The organism is Exiguobacterium qingdaonense, assembly GCF_018617855.1.
In the GTDB taxonomy this organism is placed as follows: Bacteria; Bacillota; Bacilli; order Exiguobacteriales; family Exiguobacteriaceae; genus Exiguobacterium; species Exiguobacterium qingdaonense.
Genome location: NZ_JACSKY010000001.1, coordinates 294,431 through 318,583 on the forward strand (window position 1 = coordinate 294,431; position 24,153 = coordinate 318,583).

30 protein-coding genes are annotated in these 24,153 nt (G+C 47.7%); all 30 read right to left on the minus strand.

Features of this window, described 5'->3' with window-relative positions:
• Positions 1 to 2: 2 nt before the first annotated feature.
• Entirely contained in the window at positions 3 to 1,160 is a 1,158-nt protein-coding gene (dxr, locus tag KNP00_RS01450) for a 1-deoxy-D-xylulose-5-phosphate reductoisomerase (RefSeq protein WP_215141570.1), read from the minus strand.
• Between the two features lie 14 nt (positions 1,161 to 1,174).
• On the minus strand, positions 1,175 to 1,972 hold the full coding sequence (locus tag KNP00_RS01455; protein WP_215141572.1) for a phosphatidate cytidylyltransferase: 798 nt from the start codon (positions 1,970 to 1,972) through the stop codon (positions 1,175 to 1,177).
• 1 nt (position 1,973) lies between these two features.
• On the minus strand, positions 1,974 to 2,711 hold the full coding sequence (locus KNP00_RS01460) for an isoprenyl transferase (RefSeq protein ID WP_215141574.1): 738 nt from the start codon (positions 2,709 to 2,711) through the stop codon (positions 1,974 to 1,976).
• Positions 2,712 to 2,795: 84 nt separating this feature from the next.
• Positions 2,796 to 3,356 (minus strand): ribosome recycling factor, encoded by a 561-nt coding sequence (gene frr / locus KNP00_RS01465; protein WP_215141576.1) that lies wholly within the window; start codon positions 3,354 to 3,356, stop codon positions 2,796 to 2,798.
• Complete coding sequence (gene pyrH, locus KNP00_RS01470) at positions 3,353 to 4,078, minus strand: UMP kinase (protein WP_215141578.1); 726 nt, start codon at positions 4,076 to 4,078, stop codon at positions 3,353 to 3,355. Before pyrH ends, frr begins: the two co-directional genes overlap by 4 nt.
• A gap of 110 nt (positions 4,079 to 4,188) precedes the next feature.
• A complete protein-coding gene (gene tsf, locus KNP00_RS01475; protein WP_215141580.1) occupies positions 4,189 to 5,070 on the minus strand; it encodes a translation elongation factor Ts in 882 nt (293 codons plus the stop codon).
• A gap of 117 nt (positions 5,071 to 5,187) precedes the next feature.
• On the minus strand, positions 5,188 to 5,928 hold the full coding sequence (gene rpsB / locus KNP00_RS01480) for a 30S ribosomal protein S2 (RefSeq protein WP_015881415.1): 741 nt from the start codon (positions 5,926 to 5,928) through the stop codon (positions 5,188 to 5,190).
• A 152-nt stretch (positions 5,929 to 6,080) separates the two neighbouring features.
• Entirely contained in the window at positions 6,081 to 6,464 is a 384-nt protein-coding gene (locus KNP00_RS01485; protein WP_215141582.1) for a hypothetical protein, read from the minus strand.
• Positions 6,465 to 6,476: 12 nt separating this feature from the next.
• Positions 6,477 to 7,247, minus strand: coding sequence for a FliA/WhiG family RNA polymerase sigma factor (locus KNP00_RS01490; protein WP_215141584.1), 771 nt, complete (start codon positions 7,245 to 7,247; stop codon positions 6,477 to 6,479).
• 12 nt (positions 7,248 to 7,259) lie between these two features.
• Positions 7,260 to 7,745 (minus strand): chemotaxis protein CheD, encoded by a 486-nt coding sequence (locus KNP00_RS01495; protein WP_215141586.1) that lies wholly within the window; start codon positions 7,743 to 7,745, stop codon positions 7,260 to 7,262.
• The gene (locus tag KNP00_RS01500; protein ID WP_215141588.1) at positions 7,738 to 8,334 is read right to left on the minus strand and encodes a chemotaxis protein CheC; all 597 of its coding nucleotides are present in this window, start codon (positions 8,332 to 8,334) and stop codon (positions 7,738 to 7,740) included. Before KNP00_RS01500 ends, KNP00_RS01495 begins: the two co-directional genes overlap by 8 nt.
• Positions 8,324 to 8,755, minus strand: coding sequence for a chemotaxis protein CheW (locus tag KNP00_RS01505; RefSeq protein WP_215141590.1), 432 nt, complete (start codon positions 8,753 to 8,755; stop codon positions 8,324 to 8,326). The genes KNP00_RS01500 and KNP00_RS01505 overlap by 11 nt, the downstream gene beginning before the upstream one ends.
• A gap of 12 nt (positions 8,756 to 8,767) precedes the next feature.
• Entirely contained in the window at positions 8,768 to 10,765 is a 1,998-nt protein-coding gene (locus KNP00_RS01510; protein WP_215141592.1) for a chemotaxis protein CheA, read from the minus strand.
• A 19-nt stretch (positions 10,766 to 10,784) separates the two neighbouring features.
• The gene (locus tag KNP00_RS01515; protein ID WP_215141594.1) at positions 10,785 to 11,624 is read right to left on the minus strand and encodes a MinD/ParA family protein; all 840 of its coding nucleotides are present in this window, start codon (positions 11,622 to 11,624) and stop codon (positions 10,785 to 10,787) included.
• Positions 11,603 to 12,661, minus strand: coding sequence for a flagellar biosynthesis protein FlhF (locus KNP00_RS01520; RefSeq protein WP_215141596.1), 1,059 nt, complete (start codon positions 12,659 to 12,661; stop codon positions 11,603 to 11,605). Before KNP00_RS01520 ends, KNP00_RS01515 begins: the two co-directional genes overlap by 22 nt.
• A 1-nt stretch (position 12,662) precedes the next feature.
• Complete coding sequence (flhA, locus tag KNP00_RS01525) at positions 12,663 to 14,684, minus strand: flagellar biosynthesis protein FlhA (protein WP_276312637.1); 2,022 nt, start codon at positions 14,682 to 14,684, stop codon at positions 12,663 to 12,665.
• A 13-nt stretch (positions 14,685 to 14,697) separates the two neighbouring features.
• Positions 14,698 to 15,792 (minus strand): flagellar biosynthesis protein FlhB, encoded by a 1,095-nt coding sequence (gene flhB / locus KNP00_RS01530; RefSeq protein ID WP_215141600.1) that lies wholly within the window; start codon positions 15,790 to 15,792, stop codon positions 14,698 to 14,700.
• Positions 15,789 to 16,559: a flagellar biosynthetic protein FliR gene (gene fliR, locus KNP00_RS01535; protein ID WP_215141602.1), complete on the minus strand. Its 771-nt coding sequence runs from the start codon at positions 16,557 to 16,559 to the stop codon at positions 15,789 to 15,791. The genes flhB and fliR overlap by 4 nt, the downstream gene beginning before the upstream one ends.
• On the minus strand, positions 16,556 to 16,828 hold the full coding sequence (gene fliQ, locus KNP00_RS01540; protein WP_015881403.1) for a flagellar biosynthesis protein FliQ: 273 nt from the start codon (positions 16,826 to 16,828) through the stop codon (positions 16,556 to 16,558). The genes fliR and fliQ overlap by 4 nt, the downstream gene beginning before the upstream one ends.
• A gap of 11 nt (positions 16,829 to 16,839) precedes the next feature.
• A complete protein-coding gene (gene fliP, locus KNP00_RS01545) occupies positions 16,840 to 17,505 on the minus strand; it encodes a flagellar type III secretion system pore protein FliP (protein WP_215141604.1) in 666 nt (221 codons plus the stop codon).
• Positions 17,502 to 17,975, minus strand: coding sequence for a flagellar biosynthetic protein FliO (locus KNP00_RS01550; protein ID WP_240542648.1), 474 nt, complete (start codon positions 17,973 to 17,975; stop codon positions 17,502 to 17,504). The genes fliP and KNP00_RS01550 overlap by 4 nt, the downstream gene beginning before the upstream one ends.
• Positions 17,976 to 17,989: 14 nt before the next feature.
• Positions 17,990 to 18,355 carry a response regulator gene (locus KNP00_RS01555; RefSeq protein ID WP_215141608.1) on the minus strand — a complete coding sequence of 122 codons (366 nt, stop codon included), beginning with the start codon at positions 18,353 to 18,355 and terminating at the stop codon, positions 17,990 to 17,992.
• Between the two features lie 13 nt (positions 18,356 to 18,368).
• Positions 18,369 to 19,481 (minus strand): flagellar motor switch phosphatase FliY, encoded by a 1,113-nt coding sequence (gene fliY, locus KNP00_RS01560; RefSeq protein WP_215141610.1) that lies wholly within the window; start codon positions 19,479 to 19,481, stop codon positions 18,369 to 18,371.
• Entirely contained in the window at positions 19,478 to 20,467 is a 990-nt protein-coding gene (fliM, locus tag KNP00_RS01565; RefSeq protein WP_215141612.1) for a flagellar motor switch protein FliM, read from the minus strand. The genes fliY and fliM overlap by 4 nt, the downstream gene beginning before the upstream one ends.
• Positions 20,468 to 20,476: 9 nt before the next feature.
• Positions 20,477 to 20,929, minus strand: a complete 453-nt coding sequence (locus tag KNP00_RS01570) for a flagellar basal body-associated FliL family protein (protein WP_215141614.1) — start codon at positions 20,927 to 20,929, stop codon at positions 20,477 to 20,479.
• Positions 20,922 to 21,140: a flagellar FlbD family protein gene (locus KNP00_RS01575; protein ID WP_215141616.1), complete on the minus strand. Its 219-nt coding sequence runs from the start codon at positions 21,138 to 21,140 to the stop codon at positions 20,922 to 20,924. Before KNP00_RS01575 ends, KNP00_RS01570 begins: the two co-directional genes overlap by 8 nt.
• Positions 21,140 to 22,051: a flagellar basal body rod protein FlgG gene (gene flgG / locus KNP00_RS01580; protein WP_215141618.1), complete on the minus strand. Its 912-nt coding sequence runs from the start codon at positions 22,049 to 22,051 to the stop codon at positions 21,140 to 21,142. The genes KNP00_RS01575 and flgG overlap by 1 nt, the downstream gene beginning before the upstream one ends.
• 17 nt (positions 22,052 to 22,068) lie before the next feature.
• A complete protein-coding gene (locus KNP00_RS01585; protein ID WP_215141620.1) occupies positions 22,069 to 22,497 on the minus strand; it encodes a flagellar hook capping FlgD N-terminal domain-containing protein in 429 nt (142 codons plus the stop codon).
• Positions 22,469 to 23,563 carry a flagellar hook-length control protein FliK gene (locus KNP00_RS01590; RefSeq protein WP_215141621.1) on the minus strand — a complete coding sequence of 365 codons (1,095 nt, stop codon included), beginning with the start codon at positions 23,561 to 23,563 and terminating at the stop codon, positions 22,469 to 22,471. Before KNP00_RS01590 ends, KNP00_RS01585 begins: the two co-directional genes overlap by 29 nt.
• 22 nt (positions 23,564 to 23,585) lie before the next feature.
• Complete coding sequence (locus KNP00_RS01595; RefSeq protein ID WP_215141623.1) at positions 23,586 to 24,152, minus strand: MotE family protein; 567 nt, start codon at positions 24,150 to 24,152, stop codon at positions 23,586 to 23,588.
• Position 24,153 lies beyond the last annotated feature (1 nt).

Genomic DNA, 24,153 nt, shown 5'->3' on the forward strand with positions numbered 1-24,153 from the left:
ATTTATTCCCCACCTTCAATTCCTTGCTGAATCTGCTGACGTACTGCTCGGTCGACGTCTAGAATTTGTGCGAGCGTCGGTTCGGCAATGACTTCATGTCGAGCCATCGCTTCTTCCACGAGTCGTTCAATCTCTAAGAACGTGATGTGACCGTTCAAGAATAGGTCCACCGCGACTTCGTTGGCTGCATTCAAGACGGTCGGCATGGAACCACCGGCTCTTCCTGCTTCGAACGCTAGTCGAAGTGCCGGATAGCGCTTGAAATCAGCCTCTTCAAAGTGCAACTTTCCGATTTCCTTCAAGTTTAACCGCTTATTCCCTTCAATTTCAAGCCGCTTCGGTCCCGATAGCGCATAGAGGATCGGTCCGCGCATGTCCGGGTTGCCGAGCTGAGCCATCACGGCCGCATCTTTAAATTCAACCATCGAATGAATGATCGATTCACGATGCAAGATCACCTCAATATCATTATAGTCGATATCAAACAGCCAGTGTGCCTCGATGACTTCGAGTCCCTTGTTGAACATCGTCGCCGAATCAATTGTAATTTTCGCTCCCATTGACCAGTTCGGGTGATTGAGTGCGTCTTCAACTGTCACATCAGCCAGTTCATCCCGTGAGCGGTCGCGAAAACTTCCGCCCGACGCCGTTAAAATAATCTTCGACACATCTTTTCTGCGTTCCCCGTTCAAACATTGATAGATAGCGGAGTGTTCACTGTCGACAGGCAATAACTTGACCCCGTTTTCCTTCACGGCTGCTTTGACGAGATGTCCTGCGGTGACGAGCGTTTCTTTGTTCGCAAGCGCGATGTCTTTCCCTGCTTGAATTGCCGCGAGCGTCGGTTCGAGACCGACCGCGCCTACGACTGCCGTCACGACGATGTCCGCTCGTTCTGCCGTCGCACACTCGATCAACCCTTCTGGACCGATGAAGTACAATGGTTCATATGTAAGACGAGGTTTTAGTTGTTCGAGTACTTCGATACTAGTCGCCGATACATACTTTGGTCTTAGACGATTGATCCATTCCGTAGCAACATCGACGTTCGTACCAAATGCATACGCCTCAAGTTCAAACAGATCAGGATGTTGTTCGATGACGTCGCATGTTTGCACGCCAATCGAACCCGTTCCCCCAATTAAGCTAATTCGCTTCATCTCGACACTCCTTTTTATAGCAGATTAAACACCCAAATGACTGTAAAGACCGCAATCATACTATCGAATCGGTCCAATATGCCTCCATGCCCCGGTAAGAGATGGCCTGAGTCTTTCACACCGAACTGACGTTTATAAGCAGATTGCACCAAATCACCGAGCTGTCCGACTACAGCCACAACGACGGCTAAAATGATGACTTCTAGCATCGGCAAAATCGGGTCAATCAAAATGAAGATGACACCGAGTACAACCGCGGATACAATCCCTCCGATTGCACCTTCAATCGTCTTGTTCGGACTGATTGACGGCCATAGTTTTGCTTTTCCGAACGCTTTGCCCGTGAAGTAGGCACCCGAGTCTGTCGCCCAAATCATGAACAAGACGAGCAACACTTTCGACAAGCCGTTTTCGGACAGTCGAACTAAAGCGAAACTTGAAAATCCGACGACGAGATACACAGCCGAGACAAAATAGAAACTCGCATCTTCATACGTGAATCGATTTTTCGTGACTACCGTCCAAAAGAGCAATAAGACAAGTCCTAACACGAGCCATTGCTCAATCGTAAACGGAAGATCATCGACGACAACATGCGTCTCGAGTAACAATAAAATAAATGGGAAGGCAACTAATAACGATGTCACTAAAAAAGGGAACGCTAATAACTTATGTTTCCGCATCAAAGTAAATTCGCTCAATCCGATGAGAGCGAGAATACCCATCAATGAGACGAATGCGTTTCCTCCAAGTGCGATCACGGTAATAAAAATCGCTCCCGCCCAAAGTCCAGTAATAATTCGTGTTTTCATGTCACACCCCACCAAAACGTCGCGTGCGCGCGTTGTAAGATTCGATTGCCTCTACAAAATGCTCACGCTTAAATTCCGGCCACAATACTTCTGTGAAATGAAGTTCAGCATACGCGCTTTGCCATAATAAAAAGTTTGAGAGCCGCTGTTCGCCACTCGTTCGTATGACGAGATCCACATCTTGGACATGGGTCATGAGTCGTTCGCCAATCAAACGGTCATCGATGACGTCCGCTTGAAGCAATCCGGACTGTACGTCGTCAGCAATACTGCGCATCGCTTGCACGAGCTCATCACGCCCGCCGTAGTTGAGAGCGAAGACAAGGGTCAAGCCTGTATTTGAAGCGGTCCGTTCTCTCGCTTCGTCAACGGCCTCGCGCGTCTCGCCTGGCAGTTTTGATGTATCTCCGGCAACGAGAACTCGCACATTTTGTTCATGGAGTTCTTTTAAATCGGTCTCCAAAAACTGCTTCGGTAATTTCATTAAAAATGAGACTTCCTCTTCCGGACGCGTCCAGTTCTCGGTAGAAAATGCGTATAACGTCAGTGATTGAATCCCGAGTTCTTGCGCTGTTCGAACCGTTTCACGGATGGATTTCATCCCTTCCCGGTGACCCATAATGCGAGGGAGACCACGCTTTTTGGCCCAGCGTCCATTGCCATCCATGATGATGGCCACGTGCTCAGGAACACTTAACTCCGCCTCGATTTTCGTTTTAGGATTCACCCATTTAAACATTCTGTTATCCTCCTGATTGTATGAAAGAAGGACCCTCTCAGAAAAAGGGTCCCCACACAGCTTTTTGGTATACCACTTCCGTGATTACACTTCCATGATTTCTTTTTCTTTAATTGCTGCAGATTCATCAATCTTCTTGATATACGAATCCGTCAACGTTTGAACGTCATCTGCATATCCGCGGAGATCGTCTTCTGTCAACTCGCCGTCTTTCTCGAGTTTCTTCAAGTTTTCGTTTGCATCACGACGAACGTTGCGGACAGCGACTTTCGCTTCTTCTGCATACTTTTTCGTCACTTTGACCAATTCTTTACGGCGCTCTTCCGTCAAGGCAGGAATTGCCAAGCGGATGACCGTTCCGTCAGACGATGGAGATAAGCCGAGATCTGCCTTTTGAATGGCTTTTTCAACTTCCGAGACCAATGATTTATCCCATGGTTGAATCAAAAGCAAGCGCGCTTCTGGTGTATTGATGTTCGCCACTTGATTGAGCGGTGTCGGAACACCGTAATAATCAACTTGGACAGGATCCAAAATCGATGCGCTGGCACGGCCAGTGCGAAGCGTTCCAAAATCACGCTTTAGTGAAGCGAGCGCTTTTTCCATTTTATCTTCAGCTGTTTTCAATACGTCTTTGACACTCATGAATTGACTCCTCCTACTACCGTCCCGATATGTTCGCCGAGAACGACACGTTTAATGTTACCTTCTTCAAGCAATGAGAACACAATCAATGGAATATGATTGTCCATACAGAGCGACGTTGCCGTTGAGTCCATGACCTGAAGCCCATCTTTCAAAACATCGATGTAAGACAACGTGTCATATTTCACAGCAGATTCATCCAATTTTGGATCGGCTGAATAGACACCGTCCACGTTATTTTTACCCATCAAGATGACGTCGGCCTCGATTTCAGCGGCACGAAGCGCGGCTGTCGTGTCTGTTGAAAAATATGGGTTTCCTGTACCCGCTGCAAAAATGACGACACGACCTTTTTCAAGATGACGCATGGCACGGCGACGAATGTATGGTTCAGCAACTTGTCGCATTTCAATTGATGTTTGGACGCGCGTTTGGACATCGTACGTTTCAAGGCTATCCTGAAGAGCGAGCGAGTTCAATACTGTCGCGAGCATCCCCATATAGTCTGCATTTGCCCGGTCCATACCGAGTTCGCTGCCCGTCTTTCCACGCCAAATGTTTCCGGCACCTACAACAACGGCGACTTCTACACCCATCTCAATCAACTCTTTAATCTGACTCGAGATTGAGTTTACAATGTTAGGATCGATTCCATAACCTTGATCTCCAGCGAGCGCTTCTCCACTCAATTTTAACACAATTCGTTTATATTTCGGTTCCATAACTTTGCCTCCTCTTGCTTGAAAAAAGGGAACACGCTCCCTTAACGAACTAACTCAAGGTTATAAAGACGTGTTCCCAATTTTAGTTGCATCACATGTAATGACGCAGATTATTTTTTGATTTGGTTCATAACTTCTTCAGCAAAGTTCTCTTCACGTTTCTCCATACCTTCTCCTACTTCGAAGCGTACGAACGAGTTGATGCTTCCGCCTTTTGATTCTACGTATTTACCAACTTTGAAGTCACTGTCTTTTACGAACGTTTGGTCAACGAGGCAAATTTCCTCGAAGTACTTGTTCATACGACCAGCAATCATTTTCTCAACGATGTTGGCAGGCTTGCCTTCGTTAAGTGCTTGTTCAGTCAAGACTTTCTTCTCACGATCGATTTCTTCAGCTGATACTTCATCGCGAGTCGCGTAAAGTGGACGCGCTGCAGCGACGTGCATCGCCACGTCTTTCGCAACTGTCTCGTCAGACGTTCCGTCGACTACAACGATTGACCCGATGCGACCACCCATGTGGAGGTACGTACCGAATACTGCATCGTCAGCTTTTTCAAGAACAGCTACACGACGGAGTGAGATTTTCTCACCGATTGTAGATGCTTCTTCTTGAATGTACGTTTCGAGCGTTTTACCTGCTTCGTAGTCAGCTGCAAGTGCAGCTTCTGCCGTTGTTGCGCCTGATGCGAGAACAGCTTTTGCTACGTTGTTCACGAGTGTTTGGAACTTCTCGTTTTTCGCAACGAAGTCCGTTTCTGAGTTGATTTCGACGAGCACAGCTTTGTTGCCTTCAACTGCTACTGCTGTCAAACCTTCAGCGGCGATACGATCACCTTTTGCTGCTGCTTTTGCAATCCCTTTTTCACGAAGGAAGTCGATTGCCGCTTGCATGTCACCGTCTGTTTCAACGAGTGCTTTTTTGCAATCGAGCATTCCTGCTCCTGTTTTTTCACGAAGTTCTTTTACCATTGCTGCTGTAACTGCCATCGGAAATTCCTCCTTGTAAAACTAACAAATTTTAAGAAAAAGCACAGGGCTTTTTGATTACATGTCCTAAAAAAAGGTGATAAAAGGCTTTCCCTTTATCACCTATTGTCCAACTGATTACTCAGCTTCTGTAGCTTCAGCTTCTGTCGCTACAGCTTCTTCAGCAACTTCTTCTTCACCTTGCTTCGCTTCGATGATTGCATCTGCCATCTTCGAAGTGAGCAATTTAACAGCACGAATTGCATCGTCGTTCGCTGGGATAACGTAGTCGATTTCATCTGGGTCACAGTTTGTGTCGACAATCGCAACGATTGGGATGTTCAATTTGTGAGCTTCCGCGATTGCGATACGCTCTTTACGTGGGTCAACGATGAAGAGGGCGTCAGGCACACCAGGCATGTCCTTGATTCCGCCGAGGAACTTCTCAAGACGAGTCATTTCTTTCTTCAAGATGATGACTTCTTTCTTAGGAAGTACTTCGAACGTGCCGTCTTCTTCCATTTTTTCGAGTTGCTTCAAGCGGTTGATACGCTTTTTAATTGTTGAGAAGTTAGTGAGTGTTCCACCCAACCAACGCTCGTTAATGAAGAACATTCCTGAACGGATTGCTTCTTCCTTGATTGTGTCTTGAGCTTGTTTCTTCGTACCGACGAAGAGGACGTTTCCGCCTTCTGCCGCGAGTTCGCGAACAAAGTTGTAAGCTTCGTCTACTTTTTTGACCGTTTTTTGAAGGTCGATGATGTAGATCCCGTTACGCTCTGTGAAGATGTATTTCGCCATTTTTGGGTTCCAACGGCGTGTTTGGTGACCGAAATGTACACCAGCTTCAAGCAATTGCTTCATTGAAATTACTGCCATGATAAATTTCCTCCTTGTGGTTTAAAAAATTCCTCCGCCTCGTTCATTGTTATATTCCGACCTTACGGCACCGAGGAATATCATCCCGAGACGTGTGTGATGTGTTTAACACCGAGAACTACTATAGCATATGTCGCAAAATCCGGCAACTCTCACTTTTTACGAAGTTTCGCGTAAAGTGCGAGTTCTCCTTCCCCTTTTCCAAGGATTCGGGCCGCATCTTTGAGCGAATGCCGTAACAAGACATCGTCCACGTCAACCGATACTGTTTCACCTGTAGATGTTTCTACTTGTTCAATAGACTCTTCGATTGGGGGCGACGGCTCTTGTTCTTCCACAATCGCATCAGCACGTTCGCTTGGTTTTTGCGCGGCGAGGTCGTTCATGGATTCCATGAATGAGAGAAGCAATGTTTCCGTCTCTTGCTTCTCTCGTTCAAGTCGATTGACCCGTTCTTGCAGTTCTTGGACTTGTCGGTAGCCGAACAAAAAACCGTAAGCAACCAAACAAGCTGAAATTACATAGACAATATACACTTGTTCATCTCCTTACGAAGTCTTTTCTTCCAGATAGGACCGTCCAAGCGCATGCTTCAACGTCTTCAAGGCTTTAGAATGAATTTGCGAAATCCGAGAGGTCGAGAGCTCGAGAACTTCACCAATTTCGGTCAATGTCAATTCATCAAAATAAAACAAAGATACGACGAGGCGCTCTTTTTCAGACAAGTGATCGATTTCCTCTGCGAGCACATCAATCAACTCTCGTTGTAACAGCGTATCTTCAGGCTTTTCTGAATCTGGGTCGAAATAAGTGACAGACATGACTTTACCTTCTTCTTGTAGCGTCACGGCCTCATCAATCGACAACATGTTTGCAAAATAGCCTTCAGCCATCGTTCGTTCGATTTCTGAGATCGGTAGGTCACAAGCATGTGCCAACTCACTCTTTGTCGGCGCACGATGTAACGACTGCTCAAGCTGCTCAGCCACCTGATCAATTTTCTTTACTTTTTCTCGGACCGACCGAGGCAGCCAATCGATTTTTCGTAATCCATCGATGATTGCACCACGTATCCGAAATGCGGCATACGTATCAAATTTATTATTATGTTCTGGATCATATTTCATAAGGGCATCGTACAATCCCATGTAACCCAAACTTTTCAATTCGTCGCGTTCGACGCTCTTTGGAAGCGTCACGATCATCCGTTGCACGTGGTAGTGGATGAGAAACTCGTAATGTGCTAGTAAGTCGTTTGCTGTATCCATATCACGGTCCGTATTCCAGCGATCCCACAACTGTGTAAGATGAGTCGTCATGTCGATCCCCCCTTATAGTTCTTTCGTACCTACACTCACCGTACGAATCGATAGAACTGACGTGGTGACATCAAATTCAATCGTTCGACCGTTATGACCACCGCAGTCCTCTGCCACGAGCGGTATACGATGAGCTTTTAACGCTTGACGGATGGCCTCGGCATTTCGTTCACCGATACGCATCGCTTCGTTCTCGTATTTGAATTGAAACATTTGTGCACCACCTGCCATTTTAGCTTGAAGTCGTGTCGCACCTTCCCGATTCAAAGAATGTACGAGCGCATCGATCGCTGTATCGGCATATTTTCCTACTTCAATCGTTTGATTCTTACGAGCAATCGTCGAGTCCGGTAACATGACATGCGCCATGGCAGCTAACTGAAGGCGGGCGTCATATAAAATGACACCCACACACGAACCGAGCCCGGCCGTTCTCAACCGATTCGGTGCTGTCGTTTGCTTCCATTCAGCGATGCCGATTTTTAGTACGTCAGCCATTTAGCAACCGCTCTTGAATCCGTTGAAGTGACCCATGTGTCGGTAGGAACAACACATGGCCTGCACTTACTTTTTGATCAATCATAAACGTCGTATCGATATAGAGAGCCGCATCTTCCTCTGGTTGGACCGAGGTGACGACGAACTCGACGATGGACCCCGCCATATCGATTGCCGTCGCCGGCACTTGAATCATGATTGGGGTCTGTAACCAATCACCGAGCGCGCGGGCATATGCACCGCTCATAATGTTTCCGACTTCTTCCCAAGCAGACTGTCCGAGCTCATCACCAGAATCGAATGAGTGCGGCATCCCGATCAGCGTTGAAACCATTTGTTCGGCGTCCTCGACAGCGAATAAAATAAGGATCATCCCGCGAATCTCACCGTCTAATTCCAATAGTACCGAGGCGACATGCCGCTCTGGTCCACCGACTCGATCTGGCAAGTAGGTGATCGGTTCCATCTCAGCTGACGATACGGTAATATTCACCGGTTTCGAGAGCATCGCAGATAAGGCGGTCGCCGCATGTCCAGACCCTATATTTCCCAGTTCCTTTAACAGGTCTTGTTCAAACTCACTCAGCATACTGTTCCTCGAACAACGCGTTCGCATCGAGTAATGAGAAGAGCTTATCTTCTCCTTTTGCAATGGCAGTCAAATGCGCCGAGAGCATATCGCGGCTCGATTCTGGAATCGGTTCGATGCGTACTTCATCGCTTTCGACGACCTCGTTCGCGCGGTCAACGATAAATCCGGCATCACCTTGATTCAACGAGGCGATTAAAATGCGCGTTTCATCAGTCGGATCAATTTCTTCATAGCCAAGGCGTAAGCGAAGGTCGATCACCGGAGTGACGACACCCCGAAGGTTAATGACCCCTTTGACGTGCGAAGGAGCGTTCGGCACCCGCGTAATCGGCTGAATTCGCTCGATTGACCGGACTGATTGCACATCGATCCCGTACGTATTTTCTTCAAGTGAAAAAACTACCCATTTCTGTTCCATCTATATTCCTCCTTAAAAGAGATCGTTACTATCTACGATAAGGGCGACGCGACCGTCACCGAGAATGGTCGCACCTGAGATAGCTGGAATCCCTTCAAGATACGTACCGAGCGGTTTCATGACAATTTCTTGTTGACCGATCAAATCGTTAACGACGACACCGACGAGTTTGTTTCCTTTGCGAACGACGACGACAGGGAATTGCGACTTCGTCTCTGTTTCAATGCCAAACATTTCTTTCAAGTAAACGAGTGGGACTAATTGACCACGGAAGTCGAAGACCCGCTCACGGTGAGCTGTCAAAATGTCCGCTTCATCGAGTAAAGTCGTCTCAAGAATCGATGTCAACGGGATGGCATAAGACTCTTCGCCGACTTGTACGAGCATCGCCGAGATGATCGAGAGCGTAAGCGGCAAACTGACTTGGAATTTTGTACCGTGCCCGGTCACGGTCTCCAACGACACGACACCGCCAAGTGACTCGATTTTGTTTTTGACGACATCTAGTCCGACTCCGCGTCCTGATAGGTCAGTTACCACGTCTGCTGTTGAGAAACCAGGGGCGAAAATGAGCATCGCCAACTCGTTATCAGACATCGCACCCGCTTCTTCATCTGAGATGACTCCGCGCTCTAACGCTTTCGCACGAACTTTGTCTACGTTGATGCCCGCGCCGTCGTCTTCGATCTCGATAAAGACTCGGTTTCCGCCGTGATAGGCACGAAGTGAAAGCATGCCTTGTTCCGGTTTCCCGGCTTGAAGACGTACTTCTGGACGTTCGATGCCGTGGTCGATCGCATTGCGAATCAAATGGACGAGCGGATCGCCAATCTCATCGATGACTGTACGATCAAGCTCTGTCTCCGCACCAGAGATGTCCAATTGGACTTTTTTATGGATTTCCTTCGCGACCGAGCGGACCATACGTGGAAAACGATTGAACACTTGTTCGATTGGCATCATACGTAGAGTCAAGACGAGTGATTGTAGCTCGTTTGTCCCACGCTTGATTTTTTCAACCGTTTCATTCAGTTCTGGCTGACCGACTTCATCAGCCAATCTCTCTAATCGTCCGCGATCGATGATGAATTCTTCGAATAAGTTCATCAGGCGGTCGATTCGTTCTAGATTGACGCGAATCGTTTTCGCTTGAGCTTGTGCCGCCGCTTGCTCTTTCCCATCTTTCGTCTCTTTTTGCTCTTCTTTTGCTATCACAGGCTGAACAGGCTCTTGTGTGATCGGCTCAGCTGTCACAGCGACTTCCGGTTCACTGTCTGTTGTTCCTGTGAACGAAGTGACCTCTACACGCTCTACTTCTGATACTTGAGCGATGGCATGTTCGATCACTTCTGCCGTCTCTTGAGACAGGAATAAGACATCAAACGATAGATCGAACTGTTCCTGTTCAATCTCTTCAGTTTCAGGATGAGTTCGCACAACTTCACCTAGTTCTTGAAGGCGATCAAACACCATATACGCCCGAGCTGCTTTCAAGACGACGGCATCAGATAGTTTGACCGTGATTTGAAACGCTTCAAACCCTGTCTGTTTTGCTTGCTCGATGACCGAATTTGTATATAAATCGATTTCAAACGTGCTCGTATCTGACGTTTTTTCGACTTCGACTTCTTTCCCGCCGATGAATGCCTGAAATGCAGCGACCGTTTCGGTGACGTCCACGTTCGCACCTTGCCCACCATTTTCGATGTTCGCAATCATATCTTCCATCTGCTCCATGGCGATGAACATCGTATCTAACAAAAGTTGATTGCTTTCTTTTTTACCACCGCGGACGAGGTCAAGAGCGCTCTCCATCTCGTGTGTCAAGTTGGCGACTCGTTCGTAGCCCATCGTCGAGGACATCCCTTTTAGCGTATGCGCAGACCGGAAGATCTCCTGTACAACATCTGCTCCACCCGATTGTTCTAGCTTAAGTAATTGCGTGTTAATTGATTGGATATGCTCTTGGGATTCATCTAAAAACAACCCTAAGTATTCGTTCACGTCCATCTCATTTGCCTCCCTGTCGTTATACTCTATTCCATTGTTTCCGTAAGTTCCCCATCAAACGGTCCATCAAGTGACGTGGTTTTGGAGGCGTTCCCGTAAGCGTTGTCAAAATCCGTTCGAGCCGCCAGCTAATATCACTTTTTCGGTTGTATTGATAAAACGGGACTTGTGCGATGACTGCCTTTCTGACCGAACTGTCATCAGGTAGAAAGCCGAGGAATCGAATCGTCTTATTTAAAAACTGTTTACATGCGACTTCCATCCGTTCGAAACTTTGAAGTGCCTCCTCACCGGATTGGGCCCGGTTGACGATGACGCCGAGCGGTAAATCCGGATACTGGTGATGCACGAGTTTCGTATATGCGTAACCGTCCATTAGCGAGGTAGGTTCAGGAGTCAAGATCAAGAACATTTCATCGCACCCGGCAATAAATTGAAGCGAGGTGTCTGTCGCTCCAGCCCCCATATCGAATAGGACGTAATCGTATTCGGTCAGCACTTCGAGTTCGCGCATAAGAAATTGCATGTCATCATCTGAGAGATGGACGAGTTGGTCTTGCCCACTCCCTCCATGTAGTATATCGACACCGTACACGTTTTTCTGAACAGCTGCGGCCAATGGAATGCGAGCTTTGACGGACTCCATCATCGTCTTGGACTTCATTGCATTCATTAAAATGTGCACGTTGGCCATACCGATGTCAAAGTCGACAATTAACACTCGTTTACCGAGTTCGCCCAAAGCGATCGCCGTGTTCACACAGACGTTCGTCTTTCCGACCCCACCTTTCCCGCTCGCAAAAGCGATCGTCGTCGGGTGGGCATCGTTGATTGCCCTTAAACGCCTTGCTTGGTCCATCTTGCCCACCCTTCTTTCTCGAACAATCGTCTCGTCAATACGTCCGCATGTCCTTGAATCAAGTCATCAGGCACTTCTTGGCCGTCTGTCATCCATGCGACAGGAAGTCCACTCATTTTCACCATACGATACATCGCGTGGATATCACTCGTCTCGTCCGCTTTTGTAAAGATGAGCGAACTAAGTGGCAATGATTCGAACTGGGAATAAATCATGTCCATATCCTTTATTTTTGAAGTCAAACTCAATACGAGCGAAAGACTTGTCTCGGTAAAGTCATGGTGCTCATGAAACTGTTCCACATATGCAAGGTCACGGAAGTTGCGACCTGCCGTGTCGATTAATACGATATCCTTTCGGGCAAACAGTTGCTTGGCCCGTTTAAAGTCATGAAAATCATACGCCACTTCGACCGGAATGTTCATAATCTCGGCATACGTTTTCAACTGTTCGATTGCGGCAATCCGATATGTGTCAGTCGTGATCAATCCGACCGATTTACCTTCTTTCAGCTTGAAGTACGCCGCGAGCTTGGCAAGTGTTGTCGTTTTACCGACCCCTGTCGGACCTACAACCATCACATATCGCTTGGCCTCTGGAGGTTCGCTGAACGATGATTTGACTTGTTCATATACATATCGCTCTACTTCTTCGACAGACTTCGTCGTATAGTACAGTTCATTCAACGTCTCGTCCCACGACTCATCAGCAAATGACTCCGTTGAGAGTAACGCCTCCACATGTTGCAGTGAACCGTGCAATCGTGGTGATTTGCGGTCAATCGTCCGTACCGGCTCTGGTTGTACTTGAGGTGCTACAGTCGTCTGTTCTGCCTTGACCGTGACGGGCTGTCTTTTGATGATCGTCTGCTCTTTTTCAAGTGCTGCAATGACCTCGACTCGTTTGGAGGCGAAGAGGCCGAACCATCCGGTCTTCACTTGTCGCGAGTTGAGGATGACCGCCTCGTCTCCGAGTTCCTGCTTCACTTTCGCCATCGCATCACTCATCGTTTTAGCCGTAAATTTCTTAATTTGCATGTTAAATCACCCCAATACTTTTCACTTCAACAGAACTGAGTAGTTCGTTGTATGCAAGGACCGGCACATCTGGATAATACCGTTCGAGCAATTGACGGACGAATAGACGAATCGTCGGTGAACATAAAATCACAGCAGACGTCCCGTAACGTTCGAACATAGACAACTGTTCACCGGTGCGCTCGATGATGTCTCGAGCTTGCTCCGGGTCGAGTGCCAAGTAGTTTCCGAACTCTGTTTTTTGAACCGCGTCTTGAATGACCTGTTCCGTTTGACCGCCGAGTGTGACGACGTAAAGCGGTCCTTCTGGTGGTTTTACTTGGTCGGTCAACTGACGTGATAACCCTTGGCGGCAATACTCGCCTAAAATTTCTGCATCTTTCGTCACTTTTCCATAGTCAGCCATCGTTTCAAACAGAAGCGGTAAGTTTCGAATCGAGACATGCTCTTGTAGCAAGTGACGTAATACTTTTTGAATTTCACCAATCGAGAGAACAGATGGTGTCACGTCTTCAACGAGAACCGGGTGACTCTCTTTCAAGTGCTCGACGAGTTGTTTCGTCTCTTCCCGACCGAGTAAGTCCGCAGAATGTTTCTTCAATGTTTCGGTCAAATGTGTCGCGACAACCGACGGAGGATCGACGACGGTATAACCGCTCATTTCCGCCCGTGTCCGTGTCTCTTCATCAATCCAGAGAGCCGGGAGACCGAACGCCGGTTCCGTCGTGTCAATCCCGTATACTTCAGGATCTTCAATCCCTGGACTCATTGCCAAGTAATGGTCAAGCAACAATTCGCCTTCTGCGACGACGTTGCCCTTCACTTTGATTCGATATGCGTTCGGTGACAGTTGCAAATGGTCTCGAATCCGTACCGTTGGCAAAATAAATCCAAGCTCAAGTGCGAGCTGACGTCGAATCATGACGACACGGTCGAGTAAATCTCCACCTTGCGATTCATCTGCCAGCGGGATCAAGCCGTATCCGAATTCAAACTCAATCGAGTCAATTTGCAAGAGCGAGACGACAGATTCTGTCGGTGCTGCTGACGGTTCTTCTTCTATCACCGGTTCTTCTGTCGCTTTTTTGATGTTTCGGCGCATCGTATAGGCACCAAAGAACGCTGTACCTGCGATGACCATCGTCACCGGGAGTAACGGTGGCGAGACGAATCCGAGCATGAAGACGATACTACCGGCGATATAGAGAAGCGATGGGTTTTGACCTAGCTGGTCGACCACATCCTCACCTAAGTTTCCATCCGACACGGCACGGGTCACGATAATGCCGGTCGCCGTTGAAATCAAGAGTGCCGGAATTTGGCTGACCAATCCATCCCCGATCGTCATGAGCGAGAACGTTTGAAACGCCTGTCCGACTGGTAATCCCATCTGAACGACACCGATGATGATCCCGAAGATCAAGTTGATCGTGACGATGATGATCCCGGCGATGGCATCCCCTTTAACGAACTTCGACGCCCCGTCCATCGATCCATAAAAATCTGCTTCGCTTTGAATTTTGCGACGGCGCACTTGCGCCTCTTTATCGTCAATCAACCCAGAGTTCAAATCGGCATCAATGGCCATTTGCTTCCCTGGCATCGCATCGAGCGTGAAGCGGGCAGATACTTCCGATACACGTTCCGCCCCTTTTGTGATGACGACGAACTGAATGATGACAAGAATGAGGAAGACAACGAATCCGACGAGGACGTTCCCCCCGATTACGAAGTCCCCGAACGTCGCAATCACCTCACCGCCGTAACCGTTCGAGAGAATCGAACGGGTCGTCGATACGTTCAAACCTAGACGAAACAACGTCACAATCAAAAGGAGGGAGGGAAATACGGAGAAGTCGAGAGCTTCTCTGGCATTCATCGCCACAAGTAGAATCATGAGGGCGATTAAAATATTTACGATAATCAAAAAGTCTAATAAAAACCCCGGTAACGGGATGATGAGCATGATGACAATCATCAACACACCAATTAATATTGCAAAGTCTTTCGCTTTTACTGCCAACACATACTCCTCCTCAAGACGATTGCTTCATTTGATAAACGAATGCGAGTACTTCTGCGATTGCCTGATAAAACGACTCGTCTACCACTTCACCGATGTCGATTTGCGCGTAGAGCGCGCGTGCGAGAGGTTTATTCTCAACAATCGCCACATCATGCTCTTTCGCTACATCTCGAATATGAAAAGCAACACGGTCGACCCCTTTTGCGACGACGAGCGGCGCAAAATCTTTCGTGTCATCATAGCGTATGACGACCGCGTAATGGGTCGGGTTTGTGATGACGACATCGGCGTTTGGAATTTCTTGCATCATACGACGCATCGCCATTTCCCGTTGTTGCTGCTTGATTTTAGATTTGATGAGCGGGTCACCTTCTGTATTTTTATACTCGTCTTTTATATCTTGCTTGGACATTCGAATGGACTTTTCAAAGTCGAATCGTTGATAGAAGAGATCGAGTAATGCAAGTGCGAGCAAGGCGACACTCACCCAAAGCCCTAGTTCAATCGTTATGCTTGCGAGTGCGACGATCGATTCACGTATTTGCTCGACAGCCATCCGAGACAGTTCTTTTTGATTTTGCCATAATACAGCGATTGCAGTCGTCAGGATAATTAAAAATTTGAATAAGGACTTTAAAAATTCGACGACCGCTTTCATGCTGACGATGCGCTTCACCCCTTTAATAGGGTCGATTCGCTCAAGTTTTGGTTGAATGGCCTCTAATGAGAACAATGTTCCGATTTGTAAGTAATTGATTACAATCCCAAACACGACGGCAACGATAAAGAATGGAGTTAAAATCAAACCGACACGTAATAGCAAGTCGACGACCATGTCCGACATGCCACCCGTCACGTTGAACAACAAATATTCCGGGCTAAGTAAGTCACGGATCAATGATAGCAGTTGTTGTCCGATGAATGGTCCTAAAAAGGATAGCATAAGAAACATGACGAAGAGCGCGAATGCCCCGGTCAAATCTGCCGACTTGGCCACTTGTCCTTTTTTTCTGGAATCCTGTCGTTTACGCGGTGTCGCCTTTTCTGTTTTTTCACCTGCAAAAAATTGCAGATCGACCGATAAAGGATATAGAGGCTTCTTCATGAGTCGTCTCCTAGTATGAGCATAAAGTCGTGCATCACTTCTTGTAATAGCGGAATGAACTGACTGATCGCCGTCAGAGTCAAACCCATCATTAAAACCATGACCGAGAAGCCAGCAATAAGTTTGAACGAAAACCCGATTGCAAAGATGTTGAACTGCGGTGCTGATTTCGCCAAAAATCCGAGCGCTAAATCGACAAGCAACAAAGATGCCATCATCGGCAGCGCCAACTGTAAGGCGACCATCATCGTCATCGTGACGACCTTCACCGCCATCATCAGTGAGGCTTCGGTGAAGTTGACCATCGGTTGCCCAGGTGGATAGATTTGAAAGCTGTAATAAATTCCGTCGATTAGCAGGAGATGCAAGTTACTCGTCAACAAGATGAATAACGTAAAGATATAGTAGAATCGCCCGATCAACGGCGATTGGCCTCCAAACATCGGGTCATACGCGGAAGCCATTGCTAATCCGAGCTGCAAATCAATGACCCCACCCGCGATTTGAGGTGCAAAAAACAAGATGTTGATGAGTAATCCGAGTAATAATCCGATCATGACCTCATAGACCACTTGCAATACGAACCCATTGGTCATCTGAATCGGTTCAGTCAAGGTGAACATGGCGTAGTATGCTAAAAATGCACTGAACCCGACGCGATGCATGACAGGTAACTGTCTCGTCGAGAACAACGGGACACTGACGAAAAATCCTGAAAGTCGAGCGAAAGTCAGCCCGTACATACTAATAAAGTCGACCGCATTCATTTTGAAGCGACCTCGACCATCAGCTCAAAAATCAATCGGGTGAAGCCTTCGATTTGTTGGAGCATCCACGGTCCGAAAATGACGAGCCCGATAAAGACCGAAATGATCTTTGGAACGAACGATAGTGTCTGTTCTTGAATTTGGGTCGTGGCCTGTAAAATCGAGATCACGAGACCGACAATCAATGAGATGAGCAGAAGCGGCATTGATATTTTTAACAATGTCCACACGCTCTCTGTTGCCAAATAGATGACCATTTCTTGTGTCATGTCCGTTCCCCCTACATACTTCTAAGCAGTGATTCTACAATTAAATGCCACCCATCGACTAAAACAAACAGCAACAACTTGAACGGTAGTGCGATCATGACCGGGGGAAGCATCATCATCCCCATCGACATGAGAACACTTGCGACAACCATATCGATGATTAAAAACGGTAAAAAGATCATGAAACCGATTTGGAAAGCCGTTTTTAACTCACTGATCGCATATGCTGGTATCAATGCGAGAAGCGGTACATCTTCTAATGTCTCAGGTTGCTCGTAATTCCCATACTTTAAAAATAGTTGTAAATCTTCTTGTCTCGTATATTTCGACATAAACCCTTTCATCGTCCCACTCGCCTCAGCGAACGCTTCATCTTGTGAGATTTCGTCGTCGAGATAAGGTTTCAATGCGTTCTCATTCAAATCAGAGAACACGGGCGCCATGACGAACAGCGTAATGAACAAAGCCAATCCGACAATGAGTTGGTTTGGTGGCGTTTGTTGTGTTCCGAGTGCTGGTCGAATAAATGACAAGACGACCACGACTCGAGTAAAACAGGTCATTAAGATTAAAAATGATGGTGCAAGCGTCAATAGCGTCAACAAGACCAGCAACTTGATGGATGTCGACGTACTATCCGGTGTCTCTAAATTGATTAATTGCTCAATTGTCGTCATGATTTCTTCCTCACTTCTTCAAGTTGAGCAAGTTGTTTTTTGAAAGTGTCCAAAAATGCGTTCGAATTCGATGTGCGGAGTGACAATGACTCCGTCTGCTCATCCTCCATCGATTCCGCGTCGAGTCGATCGAGTAGCTGAATCGAATCTCCTACACCGAGGACATATACTTGGTCCCCGAGTTTCACGAGCTGGACAGAGCGGTCTTTTCCGAGCGGGACCCCGCCGAGGTGTTTCATATGTTGAGTCGCTTTCACTTGTGTTTTGGAACCGAGCCAACGCATCAAGACGATAAAACCGCCGACCACGACTACGAGACTCAACACGACTTTCACGCCATCGCTAATCGTTGACGCTGTCGTTGGAACGTTACTTTCCAATTCATCTGTCTGTTGTTGCTCGAATTGTTGGTCTACGGTGGCGGCCTCAACCGTGGCCGGAACAAAAAGTCCGACCACGAGGAGAATCATCAACCACCACTTCTTCATTGTGCGACCGTTTTAGAAACTGCTTCGATGACGCGTTCCGCATTGAAAGGCTTGACGATGAAGTCTTTCGCACCGGCTTGAATCGCATCGATAACCATCGCTTGTTGTCCCATCGCCGAACACATGATGATTTTTGCATTCGAGTCGAAACTGCGAATTTCTTTCAAGGCTGCGAGCCCATCCATCTCAGGCATCGTGATGTCGAGTGTGACGAGGTCTGGTGTGAGTTCACGATACTTCGAGACAGCATCTGCCCCGTTCTCCGCCTCACCTACTACGTCATATCCGTTCTTTGTCAAAATGTCCTTAATCATCATACGCATGAACGCTGCGTCATCCACTACTAATACTTTTGCACTCATTCTAATTTCCTCCTTAGACGATTCCGATCCGCTCATGCGGTTGAATAATTTCTGTTACACGTACCCCAAAGTTTTCTTCAATGACGACAACTTCTCCTCTAGCGATTCGTTGTTGGTTGACATAAATATCGACCGGCTCACCCGCTAGTTTATCGAGTTCGATGATCGAACCTTGTGACAACTCGAGCACTTCCCGAACCGATTTTTTCGTTCTTCCTAACTCTACTGTCACGTTCAATGGTACATCGTACAATAGACCAAGATTCGCTGGAGTTGTCTCTTGCGAGGTCGACGATTGTAGCGGCATGAACTCCGCCTGGCTCACCGCCACTTCCGGCATCGGTTTTTGTTTTTCCGGTTGCGGAGCGACAGGTTGCGTCTGTTGTGTTTGTGGTTTTGGTGCTTCCGCCTTTGGTTGCGCTGCCACCGGTTCTTTTACTTCTCCAGTCGCTTTCATCAACTCATCGACTAACTGCTTCCCGAATTGAATCGGTGCAATTTGCACGATTTTAGAGTCGATCAACGTTCCGACTTTGAGATGGAACTCGATGAGCACCATCGTCTCCCAAAGTTCGAGGCGGTCGATGATCGTTTGATTTTTCGTCGCATCGAACACTTCGACAAGGGGTGGCGAGATGTCAATCTTCTTTGAGAACACTGTTGACAGCGAAGTCGCGGCCGCCCCCATCATTTGGTTCATCGCTTCTTGTACGGCCGATAAACGAATCTCATCTAGACTTTCTGGGTCTACATTCTCCCCCGTCCCGCCTAACATGAGGTCCGAGATGATGGCCGCATCTTCGCGCGTCAAGACGAGAACGTTTTCTCCTTTTAACCCTTCCGTGTAACCTACACGTAGGGCCACGTGAGGAGTCGGATAACGCTCACGTAGTGCGTCAATCGTCACTTCACTGACGATCGGGGTCGTGATTTCAACTTTTTGTTGCAGTAATGTCGACAAGGCCGTAGCCGAGTTCCCGAACGATATATTTCCGATTTCTCCGAGTGCATCGCTCTCCATCGAATCTAAATGTTCTTCCTTTACATCGTCTTCAGGCTTCGGCGTATTGTCGCTCGTCCCACGTAATAACGCGTCAATTTCATCTTGTGACAGCATTTCACTCATTGCTCTTCCTCCTTCACACGGTGAAGCACTTGAACCGCCATCCGCTTCCCGCTCACACCGACTTGCCCTTTAAACACTTTATTTTCCCCTACCATGACCGCTAGCGGGTCTTTTGCCAATTGATCAAGCGACAAACAATCTCCGACTTCTAAATGCAATAAATCTCCAAACGTGATGGTCGTCTCTCCGAGTAGGGATACGACCTCTACCGTCGAGTTCATCAACTGGGCTTTGAGCGGTTCCTTACTCGATTGACTCGCATTCCGGCGATTCGCTTCCTGCATCCAGTAATGACTCGATAGTTTGGACAATACCGGTTCGATTGTCACGAATGGGAGACAGACGTTAATCGTTCCGCTCACTTCACCAATCGTCACACCGATTGAAATCAGAACGACCGTTTCGTTTGGCGAGACGAGTTGCAGGAACTGCGGATTCACTTCGACAGCTGACATTTCTGCCTTGATCTCGGCAATCGATTCCCATGCATCCCCATACGTCGAAAAGGCACGCTTGTACAATTGCGTCAAAATCCGCATCTCGATTTCGGTGAACGATTCGATTTTATCCATCTCGACACCCGGCCCACCGAGTAAACGGTCTAACATCGCGTACGAGATGTTCGGATTGACCTCGATGATGAATCGACCGTTAAGCGGCGGCGCTTCAATCAAGTTGATCATCGTCATACTCGGAATGGAATGAATGAATTCATCGTACGGTAATTGTTCGACCGAGTTGACCGTAAACTGAACGTATGTGCGAAGTTGGGCCGAGAAAAATGTCGTGAGCATCCGCGTGAAATGCTCGTGAATCCGCGTCAGACTACGAATTTGGTCTTTTGAAAATCGAACGGCTCGCTTGAAGTCGTATTGCCGAACTTTCTTCTCTTCCTCTTGTGCGAGGAAGGAGTCCGCTTCGACATCCCCACTGCTTAAAGCAGATAGTAAGGCATCAATTTCTTGTTGAGACAGTACTTCTCCCATGATGCCACCTCACTGAATAATTTTTTTCGTCATATAGACGCGTTGGACTTCACCTTCTTCAAGCAGTCCGTTAAGTTGTTCTCGTAACGTTTGTTCAAACTTTTGCATATCTTCTTTCGTTGCCAATTGCGCTTTCGTCATCCCAGACAAGTCACCCAAAATGACGTTATGAACTTGAAACTTGCGCAGTTCTAAGTTTTCTTTCGTTTCTGCAGAGTCTGTGACGATGGAAAATTGGACATTGATGAAACGCTCGTCTTGAATGTTCGTCGTCATATCGTCCGTCATGAAACTTCGTTCCGCCAACTCCTCAGCCGTGACCGGTTTCGTTTTGGCAGTGACGTTATCACCGAATACATATTTATAGGTCATGAATCCAGCTCCGCCCATGACGAGCAGAACGACAAGCAAGATGATCACGACCTTGAGGCCGCCACCCTTTTTCTTTTCTTCTTCATTCATCTTTATCACCTCTTGTGAACATCGTTCCGACTAAACCGATTGAGCGATAAAAGGCTTCAGTTCGTTCAATGATTTGATCTTTCGTTTCTTTCACGAGATACGTTTTGCCGTTAAACAATTGGATAATCGTGTCGGGCTCTGCTTTCACCGTCTCGATGAGCAGGGCGTTCAGCACGAACTCCTCACCTCGAAATGCCGTGACGCGTATCATCAGCGTTTCAAGTTGACGAGTTCTTGTAGGATCTCGTCTGACGTTGTGATGATTCGTGTGTTCGCCTGGAACCCACGTTGTGCCACGATCATTTCCGTGAACTCTTCTGAAAGGTCAACGTTTGACATTTCAAGGGCACCGGAGACGAGCTCTCCACGGCCGTCCGTACCAGGTACGCCAAATTGTGGTGCACCGGAGTTTTGAGACTGTACGAAGTTGTTGGCACCGACTTTTGATAAACCGGCGTTGTTCGAGAAGTTCGACGTGACGATATAGCCGGCGATGCGAAGTTCTCCGTTTGCTGCAACGAAGCTCACTTGCCCATCTTTTCCGATTGAGAGCGATCGTGCATCTGTTGGAATTTCAATTCGACCATACTTAACAGTCTGTGCGCCTGCATCAGCTGCTAAATACGGTGCATCCAAGTTTGCCCCCATATTTGCTTCGGTAGGTGTAGCCGCCACTCCGGCAACACCAGAAGGAGGTAACGTGTTCGTTTGAGAACCAATAAGGTAGGTCCCGTCGCCCGTCACCAAGTTACCTTGGTTGTCCGTGTAGAAGTTCCCTGCACGCGTGTATTGGATTTGACCATTGACCATCGTCGCATAGAATCCTTCTCCAGAGATCCCAACGTCAAGGGCACGCCCTGTGTTTTGCATGGCCCCTTGGTTATAGACGTTATCGACCGTCGCCATCGTGCCCCCGAGACCGACTTCTTTCGGGTTCACACCACCCGTTGTCGCATTCCCACCTGACGCACTACCGACTTGCTGACTGACGAGGTCTTTGAACGTGACGCGACCTTTTTTATAGCCGAACGTGTTCACGTTGGCGATGTTGTTCCCGACGACGTCTAACTTCGACTGGAAGTTCTTTAATCCACTGATTCCTGAGTACATTGCTCTTAACATTATATTTCCCCCTAGGCTTATTTGATGGAAGTGATATCGTATACGCTGACGGACGTTCCGTCTTCAAGATCGGCCATGTAACCTGTCAAGTCGTTCCGAGAGATGGATACGACACGACCGGAACCTTTCGTCGTCTCTTCACTCGTTTCTGATGTGAAATCAATTGTTTTGCCGATCATGCTACTGTATTCAGAAATCGACGACATGTGGCGGTCGACGAGGACCGAGTCAAGCTGTTTCGAGATGGTTTGCATCTGTTCGAGAGAAGAGAACTGCGCCATCTGCGCGATGAACTCACGGTCTTCCATCGGCGACATCGGATCCTGGTTCGCGATTTGGGCGAGCAACAATTTCATAAACATATCTTTGTCATATTGATTCGTCGCTTTTGGGAGCGACTGATCCGGGAGTGAGTAATCATTCGTCTTCGGTTGGATGCTCGTCATCTTCAGACCCTCCTTTAGGCTGTTCTTGTGGCTGTTCTTGCTCCGATTGCTCAGAGCCGTCTGACAAGGTTGATTTCGAATCGAGCGCTTGTTGTGTCAAGTTGACCTCGATGCGTACGTTTTGTGAATGAGGCGTCAACGTTTGCTGTAATTGCTGAACTTGTGACTGGATCAGCTGTTTCGCTTCTTGACTACTAGCGAACATCTTAACGACAAGTTCCCCATTCTTCCGCTCGAGCTTGACGACGAGTTCTCCTAGTTGTTCTGGATACAACCTGACAGTGAACACTTTGGACCCGTCCGCCCCACTTTTGAACGGTGCTTTTTGAAGAGCTGCCTCAATCCGTGCCTGCAAGTTTTCAGGAAGTGATCCTTTTGAGGCATACATGACCGTATCCACATCAATCTGTGGTCTCGACCAGTTCAGCCCTTTCGGCATCCAGTCGACACTCCCTTGTTGAAGTACAGGTTTTGCCACTTTTATCGTTTCAGAATTCGAAAATGCGGGAATATCTTTCACTGTGCCCTCGACCGGTCCTTTATATTGCGCGATCACTCGCTGAAGGGTTTGGACATGTTTCGCAAGTTCCTGATTTGCTACAGGTTGAGTCGACGAACCGTTTGCCGTTCGACCATTCGTTTCTTGCTGATTCGTTGTTTTGATCGATGAGACAGCTTGAGAAGCAGCCTGAGTGACAACCGGTAAAGAATCTGCTGTGAGCTCGGATGGGGACGACGCATTTGATAGCTGACCGAGCAACCCTACATAAGCATCCATAAACGTTCGATACGCATCTTGAGGTAGTGATTTGAGCCAGTTCAACGTGTCTGGTTTTTGAAACCATGACTCGAGTTCCTTCGCCATTTGTTCAAGATCGACCGCAGTCTCAGGAAGAATCCCTTCTTCAATCTGAGCAAGTGTTGCTTGTTCTTTGGAGCCTTGCATTGGCGCGAGCATCCCCGACAGAAGGCTTAAAAAACCGCCTGTCCCTTGTGAGTCGCCTTCCGTTGCTCCAGTGCGAGCCATCGAACCTTGAATGGCTTGTGTCAATAAAGCGATATTCAATGTTGGTCCTCCCTTCTCATGTTCATTGGAGAAGCTGCGTCACGACCGCAGCCTGTTGAGCGTCCATTCGTCCTAAAATATCCGCTTGTTGTTTTGGTGATAGTTCTTTTAACAGTTCGGCCACTTGAGGACTTTCGAGTTCGCCCATGATGGCCGCCGCCTGTTTGGCTGACATCTCTTCATATACGCTCGCGACGTCAGATGAGGATTCCTCTTCTTTTGACGCTGCCTCTAATTCAGAGACGAGACGATCTCGTTCCCGAATCAAATTCGTGATTTCTTCTTGTCTCGCTTTTACTTCATTCGTCAGTTCGACATTTTCATTTCGAAGCTTTTCAATCTCGCTGTTCGCCGCCTTTAATCGGTTCGTTGCGTCCGAATCGATACCCGTCACATTCACTTGCGTCTCCGTTTTTTTCGGTGCTTCCGTTTTCTCGTCATCGCTTACCTGTAAGAAAGGGACGGACAAGAGCGGACGGTCCATCGCATAGTTCATGACGACGATTCCGCCGACCAAAATGAAGATTGCTGGGATGAGGATCAATGCGACAATCATCTGTTTGCCTCGTTTGTTATTCTCTTTTGCCATG